Source organism: Dactylosporangium sp. NPDC050688, from assembly GCF_040654515.1.
Taxonomy (GTDB): Bacteria; Actinomycetota; Actinomycetes; order Mycobacteriales; family Micromonosporaceae; genus Dactylosporangium.
Window position 1 is genome coordinate 270,216 of record NZ_JBFAIC010000004.1, and the last position, 23,449, is coordinate 293,664.

The following is a 23,449-nucleotide window of genomic DNA, read 5'->3' on the forward strand; positions in this document are numbered from 1 at the left end:
CGAGAGACCGGATCATTCCGCGGCGCGACGTGAACCGGTAGCGTGCGATCATGTCGGACTTTCCAACAGGGTTCCAGTTCGGTGTGTCGACCGCCGCGTACCAGATCGAGGGCGCCGCGGACGAGGACGGCCGCGGCCTGTCCATCTGGGACACGTTCAGCCGCACCCCCGGCACGACGCGCGGCGGGGCCACCGGCGACGTCGCCTGCGACCACTACCACCGGTGGGAGTCCGACCTCGACCTGATCCAGGAGCTCGGCGCGACCGCGTACCGCTGCTCGATCTCCTGGCCCCGCGTCCAGCCGACCGGCGAGGGCCCCGTCAACGCCGCCGGGATCGCGTTCTACGACCGGCTCGTCGACGGCATGCTCGCCCGCGGCATCGACCCGCTCGTCACCCTGTTCCACTGGGACCTGCCGCAGGCGCTGCAGGACCGGGGCGGCTGGGCCGACCGCGACACCGCGATGCGCTTCGGCGAGTACGCCGAACTCGTCGGCGAGGCGCTCGGCGACCGGGTGAAGCTGTGGGTGACGCTCAACGAGCCGTACATCCACCTCGTGCTCGGCCATGTCCTGGGCATCCACGCCCCGGGCCTGCAGCTCGGCATGGACCTGCTGCCCGTCATCCACCACCAGCTGCTCGGCCACGGCCTGGCCGTGTCGGCGCTGCGCCGCGTCAGCGGCGCGCAGGTCACCCTCGCCAACAACTACTCGCCGGTCTGGCCGAAGAGCGACGCCGAGGACGACCAGGCCGCCGCCATGTTCTACGACCTGGTGCAGAACCGGCTCTTCACCGACCCGGTCCTGCTCGGCGAGTACCCGCCGATCGTCGAGGGGCTCACCGGCGGCGCCGACATCGACTCAATCGTCCTGGACGGCGACCTGCAGGTGATCTCCCAGCCGATCGACGCGCTGGGCGTCAACTACTACAACCCGAGCCTCATCAGCGCCCCGCTGCCCGGCGAAGACCTGCCGTTCAGCCGGCTCGACATCACCGGCTACCCGACGACGGACTTCGGCTGGCCCGTCGTGCCGTCCGCACTGCGGGACCTGCTCGTCACGCTGCGCAGCACGTACGGCGACAAGCTCCCGCCCGTCTGGATCACCGAGAGCGGATGCTCGTACGCACCTGTCGACGACCAGTTCCGCATCGACTACCACGCCGGGCACCTCGACGCGGTCCGCGAGGCCATCGCCGCCGGGGTCGACGTGCGCGGCTACTGCGCATGGTCGCTGCTCGACAACTTCGAGTGGGCCGAGGGGTACGACCAGCGCTTCGGCCTCGTCCACGTCGACTTCACGACCCAGGAGCGGACGCGCCGGGCGTCGTTCGACTGGTTCCGGCAGATTTGCACCTCAGCTGCACCCCGGCCGGACTTGCAGGCCGGACCGACCGGATGACATCGTCCATGCGGGGCAATCCGTAGCGTTGCGCAGGTCAAGTCGTGCGCAGCATTGGGAGTCGTCGTGACCGAGCAATACGCCGGAGCCCTGCTCTACCTGGTCCCGGTCATCGTGGCGGCGGTCGTCGCGTTCGTGGTCACCAGGCCGGAGAAGGAGGAGGCGCCCATCTTGGATGCGGTGCCGTCCGGCCGGCGGGTCCCCGCGCAGCGCACGTATGCGGCGCCGCCGTCGTCCACCGGCTCCCTGTCGTCCACCGGCTCCTCTTCGTCCACCGGCTCCTCTGTGTACACCGGCGGCAACCGGCGCGTGCAGGCCTCGGCGCAGCAGTCGCCCACGCTGCTGCACGCCGCCCTGTCGTCGCACCTGGCCGCGGTGTCCCGCACCGCTGCTTCGTCGAACGCACCGCGGTCGTCTCCGGTGGTCCGCCCGGCCCGGCTCGTGTCGATCCGCCGCCCCGCCCGCATCCCGCGGCGCCCGCTGTACCAGTGCCCGCACAAGCGCCCCTGAGCGGACTGGTTCGGTCACAGGTGCTGCATGCCCGTTCCGGCATCGAGGTGACTCTGCGGTGACAGGCGCAGCTGCGGGCGCTTCCTCGCCTCGACGGCCTGCTTGCGCAGCCCGATCGTCAGGTGAAAATTGACGAGGTACGCCCCGTCCTCCCGCCGCAGCGTGGCGAGCCCGAAGTGCTCCCGCATCTCGCACAGCCGGGCGCTGTGACAGTCGACCCACAGGTGCAGGCCGTTCTCGCCCCTCACCCCGGGCGCGACCCGGAAGGCGACCCGCTCACCGACGAACGCCGTCCCCCAGTCCTGCACGTTGCGGCACGGCGCCTCCCCCTTCATCACCGAGACATGCGGCCGCGCCGCCGGCTTGAACACCACACCGGCCGCCCCGGCGAGCGTGATGAGGGCGGCATGGGTGTCGGCGGGGACGGCGAGCAGGTACCAGCCAGGCTCGTAGACGACCTCACCGTGCACCTCAGGCACCCCGTCGTAGTCCTCGAGCTTCGCGGACATGGCCGCCTTCCGTCGATCCTCCGGTCACACGGTAGCGGGGGACCAAACTCCGGCTTCCGGCCAACGACGGCGACCTTTGACGAAGAGATGGCTCGGTACCATCCGGCCGTGATGGGCCAGGCCTTGTTCGGTTTCGGGTACGCGGCGCTGGCGGGCTGGATGGTCTACCGAGTGTTGTCTCCAGCCCGAGCAATCTGGCGAGGGGATGCTTCGCGGGTTCCGATCGTCCCCCGCATACCGCCCCAGGCACGGACATCCTTCCCTACGCGCTGTGGTTCACGATGCTCGTTGGCGGTACCGGCCTCGCGATGTTCTTCTCTGCCATGAACGTGCTGGTCGGTCGTGTCGTCTTGCTCGACATCATTGGCCGCTGCGGGTTCTTGCTGTTCTTCGCCGGCCTGCCCCTGCTCCCGGTGCACCTGTTCGCGTACTGCTTCAACCGGCCGGGCTTCCTCATCACTCCAGCTTGGCGCCACGAGGAGGGACCGGTCACAGCGATCTGGCGTCGGCTACGCCGAAGGCTCACGGGCTCTGCCGAGTAGGGGGCGGCCCGACGGGCTGGACTTGAGCTGCTACAGCCGCTGCTACAGATTGCCGCTGTCATCCTTGGGGTTGACGGCAAACTGCCTGGTCAATGCTGGTGGGCACGGTTGGGTTCGAACCAACGACCCCCCGCTTGTAAGGCGGGTGCTCTTCCACTGAGCTACGCGCCCCGAAGTCGGCGAACCCGGGTACCCAAGGATGCTACCTGCCGCGCCTCATCCGCCCCAGTCGGTATCAGCTCTGTATCAGCTCTGCAACGATGCGATCGCCGTGCGCCAGGCTTCCTGGTCGCGGGCGCGGCCTGGGCCGTGGTGCTCGGCGAACCTGACGACACCGTCGATGTCGATGAGGAACGTGCCCCGGTTGGCGAATCCGGCCTTGTCGTTGAAGACGCCGTACGCCTGCGCCACCGCACCGTGCGGCCAGAAGTCCGACAGGAGAGGGAAATCATAGCCTTCACGGTCGGCCCACACCTTGTGGCTGTACGGCGAGTCGACGCTGACGGTGAGCACCTGCACCCGGTCGGACTGGAAGTCCCCGGCCGTGGACAGTTCGCCCTGGCAGGTGCCGGTGAAGGCGAGCGGGTAGAACACCAGGAGCACCGCTTTGCGACCGCGGAAATCCGACAGACGGACCTCTTGGTTGTTCTGGTCCTTGAGCATGAAGTCCGGCGCCTCACCGCCGACATCCACCGTCATGGGACGAGCATGCCAGGTTGTCGTACCGGGGGCCTACACTCGCCCGCATGGCTGCCGGTCCGCGTCTGGGCATCGACTTCGGGACCTCCCATACCGTTGCGCTGCTGGCGTGGCCGGATGGGCGGGTCCGCCCCTTGCTGTTCGACGGTTCTCCGTTGCTGCCGTCCTGCGTCTATGCGCAGCCCGACGGGCAGGTCCTGGTGGGTCGCGACGCGGTGCACGCCGCGCGCGTCGACCCGGCTCGATTCGAGGCGAGCCCCAAGCGGCGCATCGACGACGGCACGGTGCTGCTCGGCGACCGCGAGTTCACGGTGCCGGCGCTGATCGGGGCGGTGCTGACGCACGTCGCGTCGGAGGCCCGGCGGGTCGCCGGTGGGCAGGTGGGCGCGGTGACGCTGACCCACCCCGCGGCCTGGGGCGTGTCCCGGCGGCTCGCGCTCGTCGAGGGCGCGACGATCGCGGGGCTGCCGCAGCCGGCGCTCATGCCTGAGCCGGTCGCCGCCGCGCACTATTTCGCAGGGGTACTGCAGAAGCCGCTGACCGCGGAGCAGGGCCTGCTCGTGTACGACTTCGGCGGCGGCACCTTCGACGCCAGCGTCGTGACCAGGGCGGGCGACGGGTTCGACGTGCGCGCCGTGGACGGCATCGACGACCTGGGCGGCATCGACCTCGACGCGTTGATCGTCGACTACGCCAAGCGCAAGCTGGAGGACCCGCCGGTCTGGGCGCGGCTGGAGAGCCCGCAGACCACCGAGGACCGCCGGCACCGGCGGCTGCTGTGGGACGACGCCCGGGTGGCCAAGGAGATGCTGTCGCGCACCTCGTCGACGGGGCTGCATGTGCCGATCGCGGCCGCCGACGTCGAGATCACCCGCGAGGCGTTCGAGGACCTGGCCCGGCCGCTGCTGGAGCAGACGGTGCGCACCACGGCCGCCGTGGTCCGCTGGGCCGGCCTGGACAACAGCAAGCTCGCCGGGTTGTTCCTGGTCGGCGGCTCGAGCCGGATCCCGATGGTCGCGACGCTGCTGCAGAAGGAGCTCGGGGTCGCCCCGACGATCATCGAGCAGCCCGAGATGGTGGTCGCCGAGGGCAGCCTCCGTGCCTGGGTCAACGTCGGCGTCCAGCCGGCCGAGGCACAGGGCGCCGCCGGCGGTCCAGCACAGACCTTCCCCGGCGGCGCTGCCGCCGCGGCGGCAGGCGGTGCGATGGCGGGCGGCGTCGCGGGCGGTGCGGCGGCGGCAGCCGCGGGTGCCGGTGGCGGCCCGCTCGGCGCGGCCGGTGTGGCCGGCCCCGCCGGGGTGGCTGGTCCGGCGGGCGTGGCCGGTCCGGCCGGTGCGGTGCAGGGGTTCCAGCACGGGCCCGGGACGCCGCCCGGGGGTAACGCGCCGGTCAGTGCCGTGCCGATGAGCGCGCCTCCCGTGAGCAGCCCTCCGATGAGCGGGCCGCCGATGAGCGGGCCGCCGGCCGGTGCCCCCATGGGCGGGCAGCCGATGAGCGCGCCGCCGGCGGGCAACATGCCGGTCAGTGCGCCGCCGCCGGTGAGCGGTGCTCCCGGCGGGTATCAGGGCGGCTACCCGGCGGGCGCGCCGGTGAGCCCCGGATTCGGCGACGCCGAGGCGACCCAGCGGATCCGTCCGATGACCCCGCCGCCAGCGCCGCAGGGTTACCAGGGCGCGCCGCCGGTGGTCCCCCAGCACGGGTACCAGCAGGGCCACGCACCCGTCCAGCCGCCGCGGGCCGTGCCGCCACCGCCGGTGCAACAGGTGTACCAGTCGCCGTCGGCGACCCGCATGGACTATGCGCCGCCGCTGCCCCGGGAGGAGCCGCTCCCGCCGCCACCCCGGCAGCGCAACGTGGCGATCCCGGTGCTGATCGGCATCCTGGTCCTCGCCCTCGCGCTGGCCGGTTACGTGGTCTACGACGAGGTCGGCAAGAAGAACAACGTCGGCCAGGAGCCCACCACCAGCACGACCGTGAGCGCCGGCCCCTCGTCGTCCGCGAGCGGCAACGTGCTGGAGATCCCGGTGCGCCCCCGCGAGGACCGGCCGTCCTGGCTGCCCGGCAACTGGAAGCTGTACACGCAGCGTGGCCTGCACGAGCTGTGGCACTCCCAGGACGAGTCCGAGGGCGGCCGCTGCGAGGCGTCCGACAGCGAGCTGCACGTCGTGACGGAGCGCCAGGGCCTGACCGGCTGCACCCTGAAGGACCCGCTCAACGTGTCGATGACCGACGTCGGCATCGAGACGAAGGTGCACCGCCAGAGCGGCTGCGCCGGCATCTGGGCCAGGACCGGCGACAAGGGGTACACCGTCGGCGTCTGCGAGGGCGTCATCCGGCTGCACGCCCTCGGCGACTTCGCCCCCAGCCAGGACAACGAGCTCGCCTCCTGGCCGGTCAAGATCACCGGCGACCCTTATGTGGCGCTGGTCGTCATCGGCATCGAGGTGTCCGTGTACGTCAACGGCACCAAGCTCGGCTCCAAGACCCACGACCTGATCAAGAAGGGCCGCGTCAACCTGGGCGCCTTCACCTCCGCCGACCCGGCCGACGTTACGTTCTCCGAGGTCAGGGTCTGGCAACCCCAGTCCAACTCCGGCGGCGGCAACCCGGGCACCTCCCCGTCCCCGTCGAAGTCCGGCTGGTCCAACTCCCCGTCCCCGACCCCGACCTGGAAGCCGACCCAGACCCGCACCTGAGCCGGGACGACCACTCGCGTCCAGCGTGGCGGGACAGCCGATCCGCCTCGCCAGGATCGGCCGGCACCCGGCCAGCCTGACCGTGTTCGGCGGGCCAGGGCTGTGTTTGGTCGGCCTGACGGTGTCCGGCGGGCCTGGCCGGACCGCCGCCTCAGCCTGGCCGTTCGGCTTCTTGCCCGTCGAGCGTGGGACCCCGGCGTCCGGCAGGGCGGAGCCAGACCGCTGCCCGATCTGGCGAGCCCGACGGTGACCGGCCGGAGGGCCTGGCGGTGACCGGTCGGCGGTCCCGACAGTGACCGGCTGGCGGGTGGGGTTGGCTCTGACTCCGGCTGGCGGGGCTTACAGGCGCTCAGCCGACGTCTGACCGGCATAGGGCACATTGTTTCGTGGCGTATTCGCACCGCCGCCGTCGGTCACGACCGGTCGGGTCGGGCGGGTGACGTCGTTCGCGAGGACGGGTGCCAGATGGTGTTCACCTCCGACCCCACCCCGCCGGCGCGTACGGCGCCGGTGTCGGTGAGCACGAGCACCGCCGCGTTGATCACCCCTTGAGGCGCAACCCGAGCCAGCGCAGCGCGACGTTGAGTCACTCTCCGTGGACGCCGACCGTCATGCCGATGTGCGCGCAGTCGGTCTGGACCACGGGTACTACCCGGTGGATCCCTGTTTGCCGGCGCACAGCGATCCACCGGGTAGTGCTGCCCGGTCGCGCACATGCCGCAGCCAACGCGCGTCGGCTTCGCAGCACTCATCGCGGTGCGTGAGGGGACCGCCGTGCCGGCGGTGGCGCCCGGCCTCGGGGGTCAGCAACTCGAGCAGAAACGGCCTCGCCCAGGTCGCCTGTGCCGAGTTTGAGGAGCCATGTCCCTCAGCAGCGCCGCAAGGTGCGACAGCGAGGCTGGGGCGGTGGCGACGTTCAGCGATTCACCCCGCAAATGCCGCGGCAGCCGGCGCGGACCCCGGGCAAGTGGACCCCGGGCAAGTGGACCCCGGGCAACAGGACAGAGGCGCGCAGGAAGGATCGGCCCGGGGACCCGCCGAAGAGCGGGAGCGGGCTGGTCTGGCTCGCCTTCGGCCGCTTCCTCGGCAAGGGCCCGATGGAAGTGGACGCCGGCGAGCGCAGCGGCTAGCGGCGGGACCGTGCGGCGCGCGGTGCGACCAGGCGCGCCGCAGTCCAGTCCTTGCCGGCGTTGACCGTCGAGGTCTGCTGCAACCCGGCGGTGGGAGCCGACTCGTTGATATCGCTCGGCTCGACGTGTCCGGGACGGCCGGCCTTGGGGGTGAGCAGCCACACCACACCGTTGTCCGCGAGCGGGCCCAGCGCGTCGATGAGCGTCTCGACCAGGTCGCCGTCGTCGTCGCGCCACCACAGCAGCACCACGTCGACGACCTCGTCGGTCTCCTCGTCAACCAGGTCCCCGCACCGGTCGATCAGGACGTCGCGGAGATCCTGGTCGACGTCGTCGTCGTACCCCATCTCCATAACGACCATGCCCGGTTCGACGCCGAACCGGTCCGCCAGGCTCTTCACCTCGGCCTGACCCGCGGTCGCGTTCACTGTCCACTGCCTCCTGTCGCAACACCACTGTTAGCGCGTAGTCCACACAGTACGGGCCGTCAACGCAAGTGGCGCACCGATGCGATCGAAAAACTATCGGTACAAACTACCGGGCCAACAGCGATTTCGCTCCCTGGACGATCTGTTCCTCGGAGACGAGGACGTGGTTGGCGGCCGGTCCGAGCGGCACGAACGAGTCGACGGCGGCCACCCGGCGGGCCACGCCGACGTACCCGGCGTCGACCAGCGCGGCGATGATGCCCTCGCCGACGCCGCCGGAGCGGCGGGTCTCGTCGACGACGAGGACCCGGCCGGTGTCGGAGGCGTGCTTGATGATGTCGCCGACGGGCAGGGGCGACAGCCAGCGCAGGTCGACGACCCGGCAGCTGACGCCCTCCTCGGACAGGCGGGCCGCGGCCCGCAGGGACATGCGCACGCCGTTGCCGAAGGTGATGATGGTCAGGTCGTCGTTGGGCCCGCTGTGGTACGCCCGTGCCCGGCCGATCGGCACGTGGATGGCCGACCACTCGCTCGGTGGCGCGTACTCCGACAGCCACCAGTTGTCGCTGCCGGTGTGCAGGTCGCGGGTGTGGTACAGCGCGATCGGCTCCAGGAAGACGCAGACGCTGCCGTCGACGATCGCGCTGGCGAGGCAGGTGCGCAGCATGGGCGCCGCGTCCTCGGCCCGGGCGGGCGCGGCGACGACGAGCCCGGGGATGTCGCGGAGCACGGCGAGGGCGTTGTCGTTGTGGAAGTGCCCGCCGAAGCCGAGCTGATAGGCCAGGCCCGCCACCCGCACCACCATCGGGTTGCGGTACGCCCCCTGCGAGAAGAACTGCATGGTGGCGGCCTCGCCGCGCAGCTGGTCCTCGGCGTTGTGCAGGTACGCGAGGTACTGGATCTCCGGCACGGGCAGCATGCCGGCCAGGCCGGCGCCCAGGCCGAGGCCGAGGATGGAGGTCTCGTCCAGCAGTGTGTCGAAGACCCGGGTGGCGCCGAACCGGTCCCGCAGGCCCTTGGTCACCCCGTAGACGCCGCCCTTGGCCGCGACGTCCTCGCCGAAGACCACCATCTGCGGGTACGCGAGCATGGCGTCGGTCAGGGCGGCGTTGATGGTCTGCGCGAGGGTGAGCGGGCCGGCGTGCTCGGGCAGCCGGCCGTTGAACGCCGCGGCTCTGGTCGGCGGGTGGCCGTTGCCGTTGGGCCGGCTGTCGTCGGCGGGCTCGGGCGCGTCCCGGTCGTCGCCGGGCTCGCTGCCGGCGGGCTCCACCACCCCGTCCGGGGAGGCGGCCGCGCCGGGGTCAGGCTCCGGCCAGGCGTCCTCGTTGCCCGTCTCGCCCGAATTGTTCTTTTCGGCAGGTGTACGGGACGAGGCCGCCTCCGAAGCGTCGTCGCCATCGGAGGACGGCGCCCGGTGCGCACCCGGCGCCTCCGCCGCGGCGTCCCCAGCGGCCGGAGCCGCGCCGTCCCCAGCGGCCGGAGCCGCGCCGTCGACGACCGCGGTGTCCGAGGCATCGGTGTACGCCTCCGTGAACTCCAGGTCGTCGTCGATGTCGGTGCCCGCGTCGGGGTCCACGGCCTCGTCGACCAGGTCGGCGGCGGCGTCGGCGACGGCCCGGGACACCCGCACCGGCCGCCGCGGCGCGAGCGGCGCGGTCACCTCCGAGGCGTTGCCGAGCTTCGGCTCGCTCAGGACCTCCTCGGCGACGCGGCGCACGTCCCAGCCGAGCTCGTCGTAGCGGCCCATGAGCTCCGCCGGGGTGGCCACCCCGGCCTCGACCAGGAGCCGGGCGGTGCGCACCAGGGGGTCGCGGGCCAGGTCGGCGGCGATCTCGACGGAGGAGCGGTACGCCATCTCGGCGTCGGCGCCGGCGTGGCCCATCAGCCGCACGGTGGTGAGGTGCAGGACCGCGGGCCGCCGGAAGCGGCGCACCCACGCGGCGGCCTCGGCGGCCCGGTCGTAGGTGGCGGCGCTGTCGCAGCCGTCGGCGGTGTAGTACCGCACCCCGGGGCGGCTGCCGAGGGCGGCGGCGACCCAGCCGTCGGGGGAGCGGACGCTGATGCCGAGGCTGTTGTCCTCGCAGACGAACAGTAGCGGCAGCCGCAGGCCGACGTGGTCGCACCAGCCGGCGGTGTTGAGCGCGGCGGTCGCGGCGGCGTGGTTGACCGACGCGTCGCCGAAGGAGCACACGACGAGGGCGTCGCCGGGCCAGCCGTGGCCGTTGGCGGCCCCGGCGGCGGGGTTGCGCCGGCGGGCGCGGCCGAGCGCGAAGGCGACGCCGACGGCGCGCGGCAGGTGCGAGGCGATCGTCGAGGTGGTTGGCACCACGTGCAGGTCGGGGTGGCCGAAGACCTTGTGCCGGCCGCCGGCGATCGGCTCCTTCGAGGAGGCGACGACCCCGCGCAGCACGTCGCGGATCGGGTCGCTGCCGGGGACCTGGGCGGCGCGCATGCAGTAGAACCCGCCGGAGCGGTAGTGCAGCAGGGCGGGGTCCGTCGGGCGCAGCGCCGCGGCGACCGCCGCGTTGCCCTCGTGGCCGGACGAGCCGATCGTGTAGTAACCGGCGTCGAAGCTGCGCAGCCAGCGGGCGGCGAGGTCGAGGTGGCGGCTGGTGCACTGGGCGTCGTAGAGCGCCCGGGCCTGCGCGCCGGTGAGCGCGGTGTCGTCACGCACCGGCTCGTCGAGATCCCGGATGACCGTGGCGGCGACGAGCCCGGCGAGCTCCGCGCGGAACCGCTCGTCGAGATCCTGAGGCGTGGTCACGCTCGACAGCATGGCCGACATTGGTCTTCGTCTGCCAGTCCGATGCGCCCCGGCGTGCCGCGCCGGCTACCGCATGCGACGCTCCACCAAGGCCCTGTACTGCGCAGACGCCAGAAAGCCCGGCACGAGAAGCGCCGCGGTCACGCCGAGGTCACGGGCGAGTGCCTCCTCAGGTGTGAGGAACACCATTGCCTGGCCCTCGCCGAGCACGATCTCGTCCTGGGTGGCGTCGGTCGCCGCGTAGTACACGTGCATCTCCACGAGCCCGTCGGCGGTGGTCACCGAGGGTCGGGTACCGGTCACGTAGTGCTCCAGGGTGGTGACGGCGAGTCCGGTCTCCTCCCGCACCTCGCGGCGGGCGGCCTCCTCGGGCGTCTCCCCGTCCTCGATCTTGCCGCCGGGCATCGCCCACTGGTTGGGCGAGACCTTGGCGTGGGAGTCGCGGTGCTGCATGAGGATCCGCCCCTGCGGGTCGACCAGGAACACGACGGCGACGCGACGCTCGATCACGCCTGCGATCCTCCCGCCTGATGGCCGGGATGTCCGGCAGAAACGCGGTGCATTCGGCGCTCAACCGCGAAGGAGACTGAAGCGGACCTGGCGGGTGGCGTTGTCGCCGTTGGGGTCGACCAGGCAGATGGACTGCCAGGTGCCCAGCGCGATCCGGCCGGCCACGACGGGCAGGGTCGCGTACGGCGCGACGAACGCCGGCATCACGTGGTCGCGGCCGTGGCCGGGCGAGCCGTGCCGGTGCCGCCAGCGGTCGTCGGCCGGCAGGACGGCGTCGAGTGCGCGCAGCAGGTCGTCGTCGCTGCCGGCACCGGTCTCGATGATCGCGACCCCGGCGGTGGCGTGCGGGACGAACACGTGCAGCAGCCCGTCGCCGTCCGGGGCGTGCGCGGCGACGAACCGCGACGCCTCGTCCGTGATGTCGCGCACCACGGGCCGCGACCCGGTGCGCACGGTGATGACCTCGGAGTGCATACGCGACAGTGTTGCAGCCGGTGTCAGTCGCTGGACGACGAGGACGACGACCCCGAGTCCGACGAGGACGACGAGCCGGAGTCGCTGGACGACGACGAGCCGGAGTCCGACGACGACCAGGACGACCCGGAGTCGTGGGAGTGCGAGTGGTGACCGTGGTCCATGTTGTGGCCCCACCCGTGCACGTGCCCGTCGTGGGAGCCACCATGGGCGCCGTGGTGGGAGCCGTGGGCGCCGCCGTGCCCGTCGTAGGGGCCGCCGGCGAAGCCGTCAGGGGTCCAGTCGGGGCCGAACGGCGTGCCACCCGGCGACGAGCGGCCACCCGGGCCGAAGCCGCCGCCGAGTGTGCCGTTGAAGGCGGTGTTCACCGTGCCGCGCACGACCCGGCGCACGACGAACGTGATCGTGACGGCCACGACGGTGATCGAGCCCACGATGCAGAGCAGCGGCAGCAGCAGCCACCAGGCGGAGTTGTCGGACACGGCCGGACCGTAGCGGACCCGGGACCCTGGGATGAACGATGAGTCGCCGTTTTGTCACCCGAAAGTTACCGACCGGTATCGTGTCGCGTGTCGCAGTTGACTCCCCGTAGACGTGACGGACGGCACCGGAGACAGGCAGGATGGGACATGGGCTCACACATTGCCTCAACACGCACACCCCGAGGCCATCCCGACCGGTCTTAGCCGTCCTACCGCAGCGCGACCGGTCCTACACCTAGAAGGAACGCCTGTGTCCACCGAACGCAAGCGCCCAGTGATCAGCGACGGCCTGCCGAGTCAACTGCCGGACATCGACCCGGAGGAGACCACCGAATGGGTCGACTCGCTGGACGGAGTGATCGACGAGCGCGGCACGAAGCGCGCCCGTTACGTGATGCTGCGCCTGCTGGAGCGCGCGCGGGAGCGACAGGTCGGCGTGCCTCCGCTGACGACCACCGACTACATCAACACGATCCCGCCGGAGCGTGAGCCCTGGTTCCCCGGCGACGAGCACGTCGAGCGGCGCATCCGCGCCTACATCCGGTGGAACGCGGCGATGCTGGTGCAGCGCGCCCAGCGCCCCGACGTGGGCGTCGGCGGCCACATCTCCACGTTCGCCAGCGCCGCCAGCCTGTACGAGGTGGGCTTCAACCACTTCTTCCGGGGCAAGGACCACCCGGGCGGCGGCGACCAGATCTTCTTCCAGGGCCACGCGTCGCCGGGCATGTACGCGCGCGCGTTCATGGAGGGCCGCCTGAGCGAGCAGCAGCTCGACGGGTTCCGCCAGGAGCTGTCGCACGGCGGCATGGGCAAGGGCCTGCCCAGCTACCCGCACCCGCGGCTGATGCCGAACTTCTGGGAGTTCCCGACGGTCTCCATGGGCCTGGGCGGCATCAACGCGATCTACCAGGCGCGGTTCAACCGGTACCTGCACAACCGCGGCTTCAAGGACACCAGCCAGCAGCACGTATGGGCGTTCCTCGGCGACGGCGAGATGGACGAGCCGGAGTCGATCGGCGCGATCGGCGTGGCCGCCCGTGAGGAGCTGGACAACCTCACCTTCGTCATCAACTGCAACCTGCAGCGGTTGGACGGCCCGGTCCGCGGCAACGGCAAGGTCATGCAGGAGCTGGAGGCGTTCTTCCGCGGCGCCGGCTGGAACGTGATCAAGGTCGTCTGGGGCCGGGAGTGGGACCCGCTGCTCGCCGCCGACACCGACGGCGCGCTGGTCAACCTGATGAACGTGACCCCCGACGGTGACTACCAGACCTACAAGGCCGAGTCGGGCGCGTACGTGCGGGAGCACTTCTTCGGCCGTGACCCGCGCACCCGCAAGATGGTCGAGCACCTGTCCGACGACGAGATCTGGAACCTCAAGCGCGGCGGGCACGACTACCGCAAGCTCTACGCGGCGTACAAGGCGGCCACCGAGCACACCGGCCAGCCGACGGTCATCCTGGCCAAGACGATCAAGGGCTGGACGCTCGGCTCGCACTTCGAGGGCCGCAACGCCACCCACCAGATGAAGAAGCTGACGCTGCAGGACGTCAAGGACTTCCGCGACCGGCTGTACCTGGACATCCCGGACAGCGCGATCGGCGACAACCCGTACGCGGTGCCGTACTACCGGCCCGACGAGAAGTCCGACGAGATGCAGTACATGCGGGAGCGGCGCGCGCAGCTGGGCGGGCCGGTGCCCAACCGGCGCACCACCCATGTGCCGCTGCAGCTGCCGTCCTCGTCGGTCTACGGCGACATCAAGCGCGGCTCGGGCAAGCAGAAGGTCGCCACCACGATGGCGTTCGTCCGCATGCTCAAGGACCTCATGCGCGACAAGGGCATGGGTCGGCGCTGGGTGCCGGTCATCCCCGACGAGGCCCGCACGTTCGGCATGGACTCGCTCTTCCCGACCGCGAAGATCTACTCGCCGCACGGGCAGAACTACACGCCGGTGGACCGCGAGCTGTTCCTGAGCTACCGGGAGTCCACCAGCGGGCAGATCCTGCACGAGGGCATCAACGAGGCCGGCTCGGTCGCCTCGTTCACGGCCGCCGCGACCAGCTACGCCACCCACGGCGAGCCGATCATCCCGGTCTACATCTTCTACTCGATGTTCGGCTTCCAGCGCACCGCCGACGGCATCTGGGCCGCCGCCGACCAGATGTCGCGCGGCTTCCTGCTGGGCGCCACCGCCGGGCGGACCACGCTCAACGGTGAGGGCCTGCAGCACGAGGACGGCCACTCGCTGCTCATCGCGGCGACGAACCCGGCCGTGGTGGCCTACGACCCGGCGTTCGGCTACGAGATCGCGCACATCACCGAGAACGCGGTCGGCCGCATGTACGGCGAGCGGCCCGAGGACCTCATCTACTACCTGACGGTCTACAACGAGCCGATCTTCCAGCCGGCGGAGCCCGCGGACCTCGACGTCCAGGGCCTGCTCAAGGGGCTCTACAAGTACCAGGCGGCGCCCGTGCAGGAGGGGCCGAAGGCGCAGATCCTCGCCTCCGGCACCGGCATGCAGTGGGCGTTGAAGGCGCAGCGGCTGCTCGCCGAGGAGTGGGGCGTGGCCGCCGACGTGTGGTCCGCGACGTCCTGGACCGAGCTGCGGCGCGACGCCATCGTCGCCGAGGAGCACAACCTGCTCCACCCGGCGGACGAGCCGCGCGTGCCGTACATCACCCAGGCCCTGCAGGACGCCGGGGGCCCGGTCGTGGCGGTCTCCGACTTCATGCGGGCCGTGCCGGACCTGATCGCCCGCTGGGTACCCGGCGACTACACCTCGCTCGGCACCGACGGCTTCGGCCTGTCCGACACCCGCCACGCGCTGCGCCGGCACTTCCACGTCGACGCCGAGTCGGTCGTGGTCGCCACGCTGCGGCAGCTCGCCCGCCGCGGCGAGGTGCAGGCGTCGGTCCCGGCCGAGGCCGCGAAGAAGTACGCGATCGACGACGTCAACGCCGCCCCGGTCGGCGAGACCGGCGGCGACTCGTAACAGCACCGGCGACACCGGAAGAGGGGCCCGCGGGCCCCTTTTTTGGTGAACAGGCGACTGCGAGGTGCCGGTCACCTCGGAAGATGGCCCGGTCGTCTGGACGGTCGCGGCGGCGGCCCTCGCGGCCGGGCGTACCGCCGGGACGAGGGAGCTCGCTTCAGCTGATCCGCACATCGGCGCCCTCCAATTGGTGTTCCACCGCCGATCGGAGGGCGCCGATGCATGCCGCAAAGAACACGATTTCCTCGATTGCGGCGTTGCGTCCACAACGATCTTTTCTGGTCGCTAGCCTTGCAGGAACAGGCCTGTGACGTGCAAGCCTGGGCGATGTCGAGGTGCCGACGGCCGGTCGTGCAGAAATGCCGGACCATCCAGCCGGACGCGCCGTTTTTCCGATCGCCGGTGAATCCTTTCTTCGGGGAACATGAAATGTATCTGTGGTACCGCGGTCGGGCGGTGCGGTTGCCGTTGTCCTCGATGGGGCAACGGATAGGTATGGCAGCGACGGTGATGACGGGGGGCAGGACGCGTGGGGTCGGGCGCCTTGCCGGGAGGGCGGTGACCGCGGTGGCACAACCGGACGCGGTCGGGCTCGTCGTGGCGTACCTGCGCGCCCAGCACCACCTGTCCGGTGCCACCCTGGTGACCCGACGCCCTGACGATCTGGCCACCAGCCTGCCGGTGCTGCTGGTCGAGGCGGTCGGCGAGCCGACCCGCTCCCGGCTGCCGTGGGCCCGGCAGGTGTGCTGGCGCATCGGCCTGCAGGCGTGGGCCGAGGGCGACCAGGTGGAGATGTTCATCTATGGTGCGTTGACGGCGCTCTTCGCCGCGCGGGGCGTCCGGCTGCCCGAGGGGGGCCGGATCGTCCGGGTCGACCCGGCCGCCGAGCCGACCGAGGTGCCCGACCGGAAGGCCGCCGACGGGGTTCGGCGGGTGGTGACGACCGTCGACGTCGCGGTCGGTTACTGATCACTGGAGTAGATCAACACTCAACGATGAGTAGGTAAATCTGCAACCGTTGAGTAATTCTGCCGGAGTACAAGGGTCGACGTAGGGCTACACCAACGCTACCTTGGGCATCGGCATGAATTCTGCACGTGAATCTTTTCCGAAGCCTAGCGCGCTCAGGCAGCATCGCCGCTCGGTGGGTGCGGGGTGCGCGCACGGCGGCGGCCGGTCCCCCCGAGAGGACCGGCCGCCGGCTCCGGTGGTGTGCGGGTCATGCGGCGGTGTGCCAGGCGGCCCGCTGGGCGGCCCCGGCGGAGGGGCCCGCGCCGATCGCGTCGAGCATCAGCGCCTGCACCGCGTAGGGCTCCGCCGGCCGCCAGCCGTGCACCTCCGGCGACAGCTCCCAGCGCACCCGGCCGCCGAACTGCGGGCTGGGCGCCGCCGGCACCCACGAGCCCTGCCCGTGCAGGACCACACCGGGCTGCTGGGTGAGCTCCGGCAGCAGGCCGTGGCCCGGCAGCACCAGGAAGTGCCAGCGCTCACCCTCGCCCTGCCCGGCCACGGCGACCGGTCCCCGCGCCGCGACGACGCCGTCGCCCAGCAGGGCGGCCCGGCCCAGCGCGGCGGGGACCTCCAGGACGTCGAAGGCGTGCCCGGTGGGGAACAGCACGGTGTAGGGGCGGCTGCGCCACCACTCGGCGACGACCGCCGGCGAGCGGCTCGGCACCCGCGCCGCCGGGTGGCACGCCACCGTGCGGCAGCCGGCCTCGCCGCACTCGAAGCGGCGCACCTTGGCGCGCCGGCCGGCGTGCTGGCCGACCAGGTAGGCGCCGGGCAGCACGTGCCAGCCGTGCTCGGCGTACCGGGCCGCCGCTTTGCGCAGTTTGGCGCGTTCCCACGACCGCATGTGCTTCTCCTAGCAGGGAAGATCACTCGAAAGTGCGCACAGAACCACGTCGCGTCACCGGACGCCGTGTGCGTCGTTGGCTACGGCAACGGGGGATGCAACTTGCACGTCGGAACGTATGAGCATGGGAGCCGGACGAACCGCACAAAAGGTGCGATGTCGACCGAGCGGGTGACCTCCGGAGGTGAGCGGCGTGGATGAGCTGCCGATCGGCCGACGTGTGGCCTACTGGCGCAACCGGCGCAAGATGTCCCAGCAGGTCTTCGCCGACCGGCTGGGCAAGTCGAAGAGCTGGGTCGACAAGGTCGAGCGCGGCGTACGCCGGCTGGACAAGTTCTCCGTCGTCTACGAGATCGCCGACGTGCTGCAGCTCGACGTGCAGATCCTGCTCGGCAAGGACCCGGAGCGCCGCCCCGACAGCGTCAACTGCGTCGACCAGGTCGAGGTCGAGGAGATCCGGGCCGCTCTGGAGCGCTACGACCAGATCAGCGCCTTCTTCTACGCGCCGCCCGAGCCCCCGCCGCTGGCGGAGATGCGCAAGGCCGTCACCCACGCCTGGCTGAGCTACCAGCACGCGAAGTACGGCATGCTGGCCCGCACCCTGCCGCGGCTGCTGCGCGAGGCCCAGGCCGCCGACACCGCCTACGCCGGCGGCGGGCAGGGCCGCGAGGCTGCCCACCTGCTCGGGCAGGTCTACCAGATCGCGTCCTCGGCGCTGCGCAAGCTCGGCGAGCACGAGCTGGCCTGGCTCGCCGCCGACCGGTCCATCGCGGTGTCCCAGCGCGCCGGCGACCAGCTGCTCGCCGGCACCGCCACCACCCGCGTCGCCCTGGCCCTGCTCGCCCTCGGCCGGTCCCGCCCCGCCCTGGAGATCAACGTCAACATCGCCAACCGGCTCGCCCCCGGCTCCGGCGACAACGACTGCGCACCGGAGCGCCTGTCCGTCTACGGCATGCTGCTGCTGCAGGGCGCCATGGCCGCCGCCCGCATCGGCGACCGCGCCACCGTCCGCGACCTGCTCGGCGGGGCCGAGGAGGCGGCCAGAGGGCTCGACGGCGACCACAACTACTACTGGTCCTGCTTCGGGCCGACCAACGTGCAGCTGCACCGGGCCGCCGCCGCCGTCGAGCTCGGCGACGGCCGGGTCGCCGTCGAGGTCCACGAGACGCTGGACCTGGAGGCGTTCAACGCCCTGCTGCCGGAGCGCCGCGCCCACCACTACCTCGACCAGGCCCGCGCGTACGCGCTGCTCGGCGACATCGACCTGGCCAGCGAGATGCTCCTGGAGGGCGACCGGCTCGCCCCGTCGGAGATCCGCTGCCGGCCGCTCGCCCGGGAGGTGCTCAGCGACGTGCTGCGCCGCACCCGCGGCACCCCGTCCGCGCCCGTCGCAGAACTCGCCGAGCACATGAGCGTCGGGGTATAGCCGGCAGGTAGCACAATGCCCGCATGGCCGGTCACGTCCTGTACGCCGTTATGTGCGGATCGCCTGTCACACAGGATGCCAGCAAGTTGGTGTCGCTCGCCCAGGCGAGCGGCTGGGAGGTCTGCGTGGTCGCCACGCCGGACGCCCTCAAGTGGCTCGACGTGCCGAGCCTCGTCGCGCAGACGGGGCACCCCGTCCGGCACCGCTACAAGTACCCCGGCGACCCCGACGTCATCCCGCAGGCCGACGCGATGATCGTCGCGCCCGCGACGGTCAACACGATCAACAAGTGGGCCGCCGGGATCGCCGACACCCTCGCCCTCGGCCTGCTCGTCGAAGGGCTCGGTGTCGGCCTGCCGATCGTCGCCGTGCCGTTCACCAACGCCGCGATGGCCCGCCACCCCGCGTTCGGCGAGTCGATCGAGAAGCTGCGCGCCTGGGGCGTCACCATGATCTACGGCCCTGACGTGCTGCCCCTGCACCCGCCCGGCACCGGCGAGCGGCTCGTGGACACCTTCCCGTGGCACCTGCCCGTCCAGGCGCTCGACCAGCAGACGTCGCGGGACGGCGTGGAGTAACGTCGCGCCGTGCTTGTCGCCGAACTCGTCGAACTGCTCGAACAGCGCTACCCGCTCGCCTGGGCCGAGAGCTGGGACCGGGTCGGCCTCACCCTGGGTGAGCCGGACGCCGAGGTCACCAGGGTCCTGCTGGCGGTGGACTGCGACCCGCGGACCGTGCAGGAGGCCGTCGAGGCCGGGGCGGACTTCATGTTCACCCATCACCCCCTGCTGCTGCGCGGCGTGTCCAGCGTCGCGCCCACCACGTACAAGGGCGCCATCGTCCACCGGATGATCAAGGCCGGGATCACCCTGTACACCGCGCACACCAACGGCGACGTGGCCAACCCGGGCGTCTCCGACGCGCTCGCCGCCCGCCTCGGCCTGCTCGACGTGCGCCCCCTCGTCCCGGTCGCCGACACCGGCCGTGGTCACGGCCGCGTCGGACGGCTGCCATCTGCGATGGCACTGGCACAGTTCGCCGCGCTCGTCTCCTCGTCCGTGGGTGGTGTACGGGTGGCAGGCCCGCCGGACGCCACGATCGAGACGGTCGCCGTGTCGGGTGGCGCCGGTGACGCGTTCCTGGCCGACGCGGCGCGGGCCGGCGTTGACGCATACTTGACTGCGGATCTGCGCCACCATCCGGCACACGAGCACCTCGCCGGCGGCGGGCCCGTGCTGCTCGACGTCTCGCACTGGGCGTCGGAGCGGCCCTGGCTCGACGACGTGGCGGCGTTCCTGCGGCGCGAGACGGGCCTGCAGACCATCGTGTCCGATGTGGACACCTCACCCTGGACGTTCATGGAGGACGGCAACTCGTGAAGGCAGACCCAGAGGCCCAGCGCCGCCTGCTCGACCTGCAGGCGATCGACATCGCGCTCACCCAGCTCGCGCACAGAAGCAAGTCGCTGCCCGAGCACGCCGAGCTCGACCGGCTGGCCCGCGAGCTGTCCACGATGGAGGACGAGCGGGTGCGCGCCCAGGTCGCCGTCGACGACCTCGACCGCGACATCAGCCGCCTGGAGCGCGACGCCGAGCAGGTCCGGGCCCGCAAGGACAAGGACCAGACCCGCCTCGACGCCGGCACCGGCCCGGCCCGCGAGCTGGAGGCCCTCCAGCACGAGATCGCCACGCTCAACCGCCGCCAGAGCGAGCTCGAGGACGCCGAGCTGGAGCTGATGGAGCAGCGCGAGACCGCCCAGGCCACCCTCGACGAGATCGTCGCCCGCCTCACCGAGACCCGCGCGGTCCGCGCCGCCGCCGAGCAGCGCCGCAACGAGGCCCTCGCCGGGATCGCCAAGGACGAGGAGTTCCGCCGCTCCGGCCGCAAGCCCCTCGCCGCCGACCTGCCCGCCGACCTGGTCGCCCTCTACGACAAGATCCGCGAGAGCAGCGGCGGCATCGGCGCGGCCATGCTCCGCCAGGGCCGCTGCGAGGGCTGCCGGCTCGAGCTCGCCGGCGGCGACAAGGCCCGCGTCAAGGCCGCCGCCCCCGACGAGGTCGTCCGCTGCGAGGAGTGCCGGCGCATCCTCGTGCGGACCGCGGAGTCCGGCCTGTGAAGGTCACGATCGAGGCCGACGGCGGGTCCAGGGGCAACCCCGGGCCCGCCGGCTACGGCGCGGTCGTGCGCTCCGACACCGGCGAGGTCCTCGCCGAACGCCTCGGCCGGCTCGGCATCACCACCAACAACGTCGCCGAGTACACCGGCCTGATCGAGGGCCTGCGCGCCGCCGCCGACCTCGGCGCCGACGAGGTCGAGGTCCGCATGGACTCCAAGCTCGTCGTCGAGCAGATGTCGGGCCGCTGGCAGATCAAGCACCCTGGCCTGCGCCCCCTGGCCGAGCAGGCCGGCAAGCTGGCCGGCGGGTTCCGGGTCGTGCGGTATTCGTGGATCCCGCGGGAGCGCAACAAGCACGCCGACCGGCTGGCGAACGCGGCCATGGACGGCAAGGACGCCCCGGACCCGCTGCCGTCGGCTTCCGTTTCCTCGTTGACTGACGCCGTGCCGGCTGCTCCGGCTGCCGGTCCCGACTCGCCTGGGCGGGCGGCTGCCCGGGCGGCCGCGGCCGCGGCGTCCGCCGCGTCGGCTGCTCCTTCCGCTGCGCCGGCATCGTCTTCCGCTGTGCCAGCTGTCTCTTCCTCCGCGCCGGCCGTCTCTTCTTCCGCGTCCGCCGGGCAGGGGGTGCGGTCGTGGGCGCCGCCGTCGACCGGGTCGCCGCTGCGGATGGTGTTGCTGCGGCACGGGGAGACCGCGTACACCGTGGAGAAGCGCTACTCGGGGCGCAGTGACATCCCGCTGTCCGGCAAAGGGCGCGACCAGGCCGCGCGGGCCGCCGGCCGGGTGCACGCCGTCGCGCCCGAACTCGCCGCCGTGGTCAGCTCGCCGCTGCGGCGGTGCCTGGACACCGCGGCCGAGATCGTCGCCTCGGGCCCCGTCGGCGCCGCCGAGATCGTTGTCGAGCCGGACCTGGTCGAGTGCGACTTCGGCGAGTGGGACGGGCTCACGTTCGCCGAGGTGCGGGCCGAATACCCCAACGAGCTCGACCGCTGGCTCGCCTCCCCGCTCGTCGCGGCGCCCGGCGGCGAGTCACTGCAACAGGTCGCCATCCGCGTGCGGCGCGCCCTGCGGCGGCTGCAGCAGCAGTACGCCGGGCAGCAGATCGCCGTCGTCAGCCACGTCACCCCGATCAAGGCCCTGCTCCGTGACGCGCTCGCCGCCAGTGACGCGTTCATGTACCGGTTGTACCTCGACCCGGCCGGCCTGTCCGTGGTCGACTCGTGGCCGGATGGCGGGGTCGCTGTGCGTACCGTCAACGACACGGCACACCTGAGCTAAAAGACCGCCCGGTAGAGCAGGACCAGGCCCACGCCGATGCCGAAAACCACGATCAGCCACTTCAGCACCGCCGACGGGAGCCGGCGGGCGAGCCTGGCGCCCACGTAACCGCCGATCATCGCGGTCGGCGCGACCACCAGCACGTCCGCCCAGTCCACCGGCCCGAACGCCGCGAACGCGACCACGGTGACGAGCCCGCCGATCGCGGAGATGACGTTCTTCAACGCGCTGACCCTCGCCATCGACTGGTCCAGCACCAGCCCCAGCGCCGCGACCAGCATCACGCCGAGCGCCGCGCCGAAGTAGCCGCCGTACAGCGAGCCGGCGAACACCATCGCGTGCAGGCTCAGCGCCTGCCGCCGCGGCGACAGGTCCCGCGGGTGGCCGACCAGCCTGCGCAGCCGGTCCTGGAACGCCAGGGTCGTGGCCGCCGCCAGTACCAGAAACGGCACCACCAGATCGAACGCCCTGGCCGGCGTGGCCAGGAGCAGCAGGCACCCCAGCGCCGCCGCCACCACCGACGTCGGCAGGACGCTGAGCAGCAGCCGCCGCGAGCTGTCCCGGGCCAGGTCGGCGAGGTCGGAACGGCTGCCGTACACCGACGCCGCGTACCCGGGGAACACCGACACCGAGTTGGTCACGTTCGCCGCCACCGGGCTCAACCCGGTCGCGATCAAGGCCGGGAACGTGATCAGCGAACCACCGCCGGCGATCGCGTTCACCGTGCCGGCGGCCAGGCCCGCCCCCGACAGGAGCGCGATGTCTACAAGGTTCATGGTCCCGCCTACCATAGTCAGCACGACGGACGAGTCGACCGGGCGGCCGCGTCGGCACCTTCACGGGTGCCGCCGAGGAACGTCCGGGCTCCAGAGGGCAGGGTGGTTGTTAACGGCAACCCGGGGCGACCCGCGGGACAGTGCCACAGAGAACAGACCGCCCGACCTGGGTCGCGCTCCGCGCGGCTCGGATCGGGTAAGGGTGAAACGGTGGGGTAAGAGCCCACCAGCGCCCCGGGTGACCGGGGCGGCTAGGTAAACCCCACCCGGAGCAAGGTCAGACGCAGGCGTTCGAGGGCTGCCCGCCCGAGCCTGCGGGTAGACCGCTAGAGCCTGCCGGCAACGGCAGGCCGAGATGGATGGCCGCCCCCCGCCCACCAGCGGGGACAGAACCCGGCGTACAGGTCGACTCGTCCGTCGCCTGCTGTTCACGGCCCTACTCGTGACCGTTGACCTGGCATTTCGTATGTCAGTTCTGGTCTACGTCGGTCGATACTGGGTGCTGTTTGACGGCCCGGTGACGGCCCGGACGGCCCAGGGACGGCCCAGCGGAGATCAACTCAGACGGCCTGTGGGCTGCGCTTCGTCGGTTGCTTCCGCAGCATGCTCCGGACCCGGAGAGGCTTCCCGTTGCGCAGGCTCCGCCCTGACATGCTGTGCCGCCGGGGCGCCATGTCGGTCGGACCGCGCCGCCACCGCGAGCGCTGGCGCCCCGGTGGTGCGGCATGGCTGCCTCCGGTGCGCGACGGGAGGGCTCGGAGCCCGCCCCCGGGCTTCCCGGGCCGCCGAGGTTCCAGGGCGAGCAGCCCTGGCCGCCGGAGGCACGCTCCGGGTCGTAGGGCCGGAGGCCCTACCCGCCG

20 protein-coding genes, 1 tRNA gene, 1 other RNA gene and 2 pseudogenes are annotated in these 23,449 nt (G+C 71.8%); 13 read left to right on the forward strand and 11 right to left on the reverse strand.

Annotated elements, in window-relative coordinates; translation table 11 throughout:
* Positions 1 to 50: 50 nt before the first annotated feature.
* Positions 51 to 1,400 (forward strand): GH1 family beta-glucosidase, encoded by a 1,350-nt coding sequence (locus tag AB0H83_RS06800; RefSeq protein ID WP_360088020.1) that lies wholly within the window; start codon positions 51 to 53, stop codon positions 1,398 to 1,400.
* 66 nt (positions 1,401 to 1,466) lie between these two features.
* On the forward strand, positions 1,467 to 1,910 hold the full coding sequence (locus AB0H83_RS06805; protein ID WP_360088023.1) for a hypothetical protein: 444 nt from the start codon (positions 1,467 to 1,469) through the stop codon (positions 1,908 to 1,910).
* A 14-nt stretch (positions 1,911 to 1,924) separates the two neighbouring features.
* Here the strand turns inward: AB0H83_RS06805 and AB0H83_RS06810 are convergent, their stop codons facing one another.
* Complete coding sequence (locus tag AB0H83_RS06810) at positions 1,925 to 2,419, reverse strand: hypothetical protein (RefSeq protein ID WP_360088026.1); 495 nt, start codon at positions 2,417 to 2,419, stop codon at positions 1,925 to 1,927.
* Between the two features lie 308 nt (positions 2,420 to 2,727).
* Here AB0H83_RS06810 and AB0H83_RS06815 point away from each other — a divergent pair, with 308 nt between their 5' ends.
* Entirely contained in the window at positions 2,728 to 2,961 is a 234-nt protein-coding gene (locus tag AB0H83_RS06815) for a hypothetical protein (protein WP_360088029.1), read from the forward strand.
* A 96-nt stretch (positions 2,962 to 3,057) separates the two neighbouring features.
* Here AB0H83_RS06815 and AB0H83_RS06820 read toward each other — a convergent pair.
* Together AB0H83_RS06820 and AB0H83_RS06825 are read right to left on the reverse strand one after the other, a co-directional pair.
* Positions 3,058 to 3,132 (reverse strand) — tRNA-Val (locus AB0H83_RS06820).
* A gap of 75 nt (positions 3,133 to 3,207) precedes the next feature.
* A complete protein-coding gene (locus tag AB0H83_RS06825) occupies positions 3,208 to 3,660 on the reverse strand; it encodes a peroxiredoxin (RefSeq protein ID WP_360088032.1) in 453 nt (150 codons plus the stop codon).
* A 47-nt stretch (positions 3,661 to 3,707) separates the two neighbouring features.
* On the opposite strand from AB0H83_RS06825, the gene AB0H83_RS06830 reads away from it, so the two are divergent.
* Together AB0H83_RS06830 and AB0H83_RS06835 are read left to right on the forward strand one after the other, a co-directional pair.
* Positions 3,708 to 6,356: an Hsp70 family protein gene (locus AB0H83_RS06830; protein ID WP_360088035.1), complete on the forward strand. Its 2,649-nt coding sequence runs from the start codon at positions 3,708 to 3,710 to the stop codon at positions 6,354 to 6,356.
* Positions 6,357 to 7,291: 935 nt separating this feature from the next.
* Positions 7,292 to 7,486 carry a hypothetical protein gene (locus AB0H83_RS06835; protein ID WP_360088038.1) on the forward strand — a complete coding sequence of 65 codons (195 nt, stop codon included), beginning with the start codon at positions 7,292 to 7,294 and terminating at the stop codon, positions 7,484 to 7,486.
* On the opposite strand, the gene AB0H83_RS06840 is transcribed toward AB0H83_RS06835, so the two are convergent.
* The 6 genes and pseudogenes from AB0H83_RS06840 to AB0H83_RS06865 all read right to left on the reverse strand — a co-directional run bounded on the left by AB0H83_RS06840 (position 7,483) and on the right by AB0H83_RS06865 (position 12,144).
* Positions 7,483 to 7,914: a DUF3052 domain-containing protein gene (locus tag AB0H83_RS06840; RefSeq protein WP_033362448.1), complete on the reverse strand. Its 432-nt coding sequence runs from the start codon at positions 7,912 to 7,914 to the stop codon at positions 7,483 to 7,485. The two genes, AB0H83_RS06835 and AB0H83_RS06840, sit on opposite strands and share 4 nt — an antisense overlap.
* 106 nt (positions 7,915 to 8,020) lie before the next feature.
* Positions 8,021 to 9,091, reverse strand: a pseudogene (locus AB0H83_RS06845) (transketolase C-terminal domain-containing protein); the annotation flags it as partial.
* Between the two features lie 417 nt (positions 9,092 to 9,508).
* Positions 9,509 to 10,690 (reverse strand): annotated as a pseudogene (locus tag AB0H83_RS06850) (thiamine pyrophosphate-dependent enzyme); the annotation flags it as partial.
* Positions 10,691 to 10,744: 54 nt separating this feature from the next.
* Positions 10,745 to 11,188, reverse strand: a complete 444-nt coding sequence (locus tag AB0H83_RS06855; RefSeq protein ID WP_360088041.1) for an NUDIX domain-containing protein — start codon at positions 11,186 to 11,188, stop codon at positions 10,745 to 10,747.
* A 60-nt stretch (positions 11,189 to 11,248) separates the two neighbouring features.
* Entirely contained in the window at positions 11,249 to 11,662 is a 414-nt protein-coding gene (locus tag AB0H83_RS06860; protein WP_360088044.1) for a YjbQ family protein, read from the reverse strand.
* A 23-nt stretch (positions 11,663 to 11,685) separates the two neighbouring features.
* Positions 11,686 to 12,144: a hypothetical protein gene (locus AB0H83_RS06865; protein ID WP_360088047.1), complete on the reverse strand. Its 459-nt coding sequence runs from the start codon at positions 12,142 to 12,144 to the stop codon at positions 11,686 to 11,688.
* Positions 12,145 to 12,394: 250 nt separating this feature from the next.
* On the opposite strand from AB0H83_RS06865, the gene aceE reads away from it, so the two are divergent.
* Positions 12,395 to 15,139, forward strand: a complete 2,745-nt coding sequence (aceE, locus tag AB0H83_RS06870; RefSeq protein ID WP_360088050.1) for a pyruvate dehydrogenase (acetyl-transferring), homodimeric type — start codon at positions 12,395 to 12,397, stop codon at positions 15,137 to 15,139.
* A 567-nt stretch (positions 15,140 to 15,706) separates the two neighbouring features.
* Complete coding sequence (locus tag AB0H83_RS06875; protein ID WP_360088053.1) at positions 15,707 to 16,108, forward strand: hypothetical protein; 402 nt, start codon at positions 15,707 to 15,709, stop codon at positions 16,106 to 16,108.
* Positions 16,109 to 16,358: 250 nt separating this feature from the next.
* Here AB0H83_RS06875 and AB0H83_RS06880 read toward each other — a convergent pair whose 3' ends face one another.
* Positions 16,359 to 16,994, reverse strand: coding sequence for a bifunctional DNA primase/polymerase (locus AB0H83_RS06880; RefSeq protein ID WP_360088056.1), 636 nt, complete (start codon positions 16,992 to 16,994; stop codon positions 16,359 to 16,361).
* A 193-nt stretch (positions 16,995 to 17,187) separates the two neighbouring features.
* Here AB0H83_RS06880 and AB0H83_RS06885 point away from each other — a divergent pair, with 193 nt between their 5' ends.
* From AB0H83_RS06885 to AB0H83_RS06905, 5 genes are read left to right on the forward strand one after another with little or no spacing between them, the layout of a single operon-like run.
* Complete coding sequence (locus tag AB0H83_RS06885; protein WP_360088059.1) at positions 17,188 to 18,420, forward strand: helix-turn-helix domain-containing protein; 1,233 nt, start codon at positions 17,188 to 17,190, stop codon at positions 18,418 to 18,420.
* Positions 18,421 to 18,443: 23 nt separating this feature from the next.
* The gene (locus AB0H83_RS06890) at positions 18,444 to 18,998 is read left to right on the forward strand and encodes a flavoprotein (RefSeq protein ID WP_360088062.1); all 555 of its coding nucleotides are present in this window, start codon (positions 18,444 to 18,446) and stop codon (positions 18,996 to 18,998) included.
* 9 nt (positions 18,999 to 19,007) lie between these two features.
* The gene (locus AB0H83_RS06895; protein WP_360088065.1) at positions 19,008 to 19,799 is read left to right on the forward strand and encodes a Nif3-like dinuclear metal center hexameric protein; all 792 of its coding nucleotides are present in this window, start codon (positions 19,008 to 19,010) and stop codon (positions 19,797 to 19,799) included.
* Positions 19,796 to 20,536 (forward strand): C4-type zinc ribbon domain-containing protein, encoded by a 741-nt coding sequence (locus AB0H83_RS06900; RefSeq protein ID WP_360088068.1) that lies wholly within the window; start codon positions 19,796 to 19,798, stop codon positions 20,534 to 20,536. Before AB0H83_RS06895 ends, AB0H83_RS06900 begins: the two co-directional genes overlap by 4 nt.
* The gene (locus AB0H83_RS06905; RefSeq protein ID WP_360088071.1) at positions 20,533 to 21,813 is read left to right on the forward strand and encodes a bifunctional RNase H/acid phosphatase; all 1,281 of its coding nucleotides are present in this window, start codon (positions 20,533 to 20,535) and stop codon (positions 21,811 to 21,813) included. The genes AB0H83_RS06900 and AB0H83_RS06905 overlap by 4 nt, the downstream gene beginning before the upstream one ends.
* Here the strand turns inward: AB0H83_RS06905 and AB0H83_RS06910 are convergent.
* Positions 21,810 to 22,589, reverse strand: coding sequence for a sulfite exporter TauE/SafE family protein (locus AB0H83_RS06910; protein ID WP_360088074.1), 780 nt, complete (start codon positions 22,587 to 22,589; stop codon positions 21,810 to 21,812). The two genes, AB0H83_RS06905 and AB0H83_RS06910, sit on opposite strands and share 4 nt — an antisense overlap.
* A gap of 30 nt (positions 22,590 to 22,619) precedes the next feature.
* On the opposite strand from AB0H83_RS06910, the gene rnpB reads away from it, so the two are divergent.
* Positions 22,620 to 23,006: RNase P RNA component class A (gene rnpB / locus AB0H83_RS06915), an RNA gene on the forward strand.
* The last annotated feature ends 443 nt before the right edge of the window (positions 23,007 to 23,449 follow it).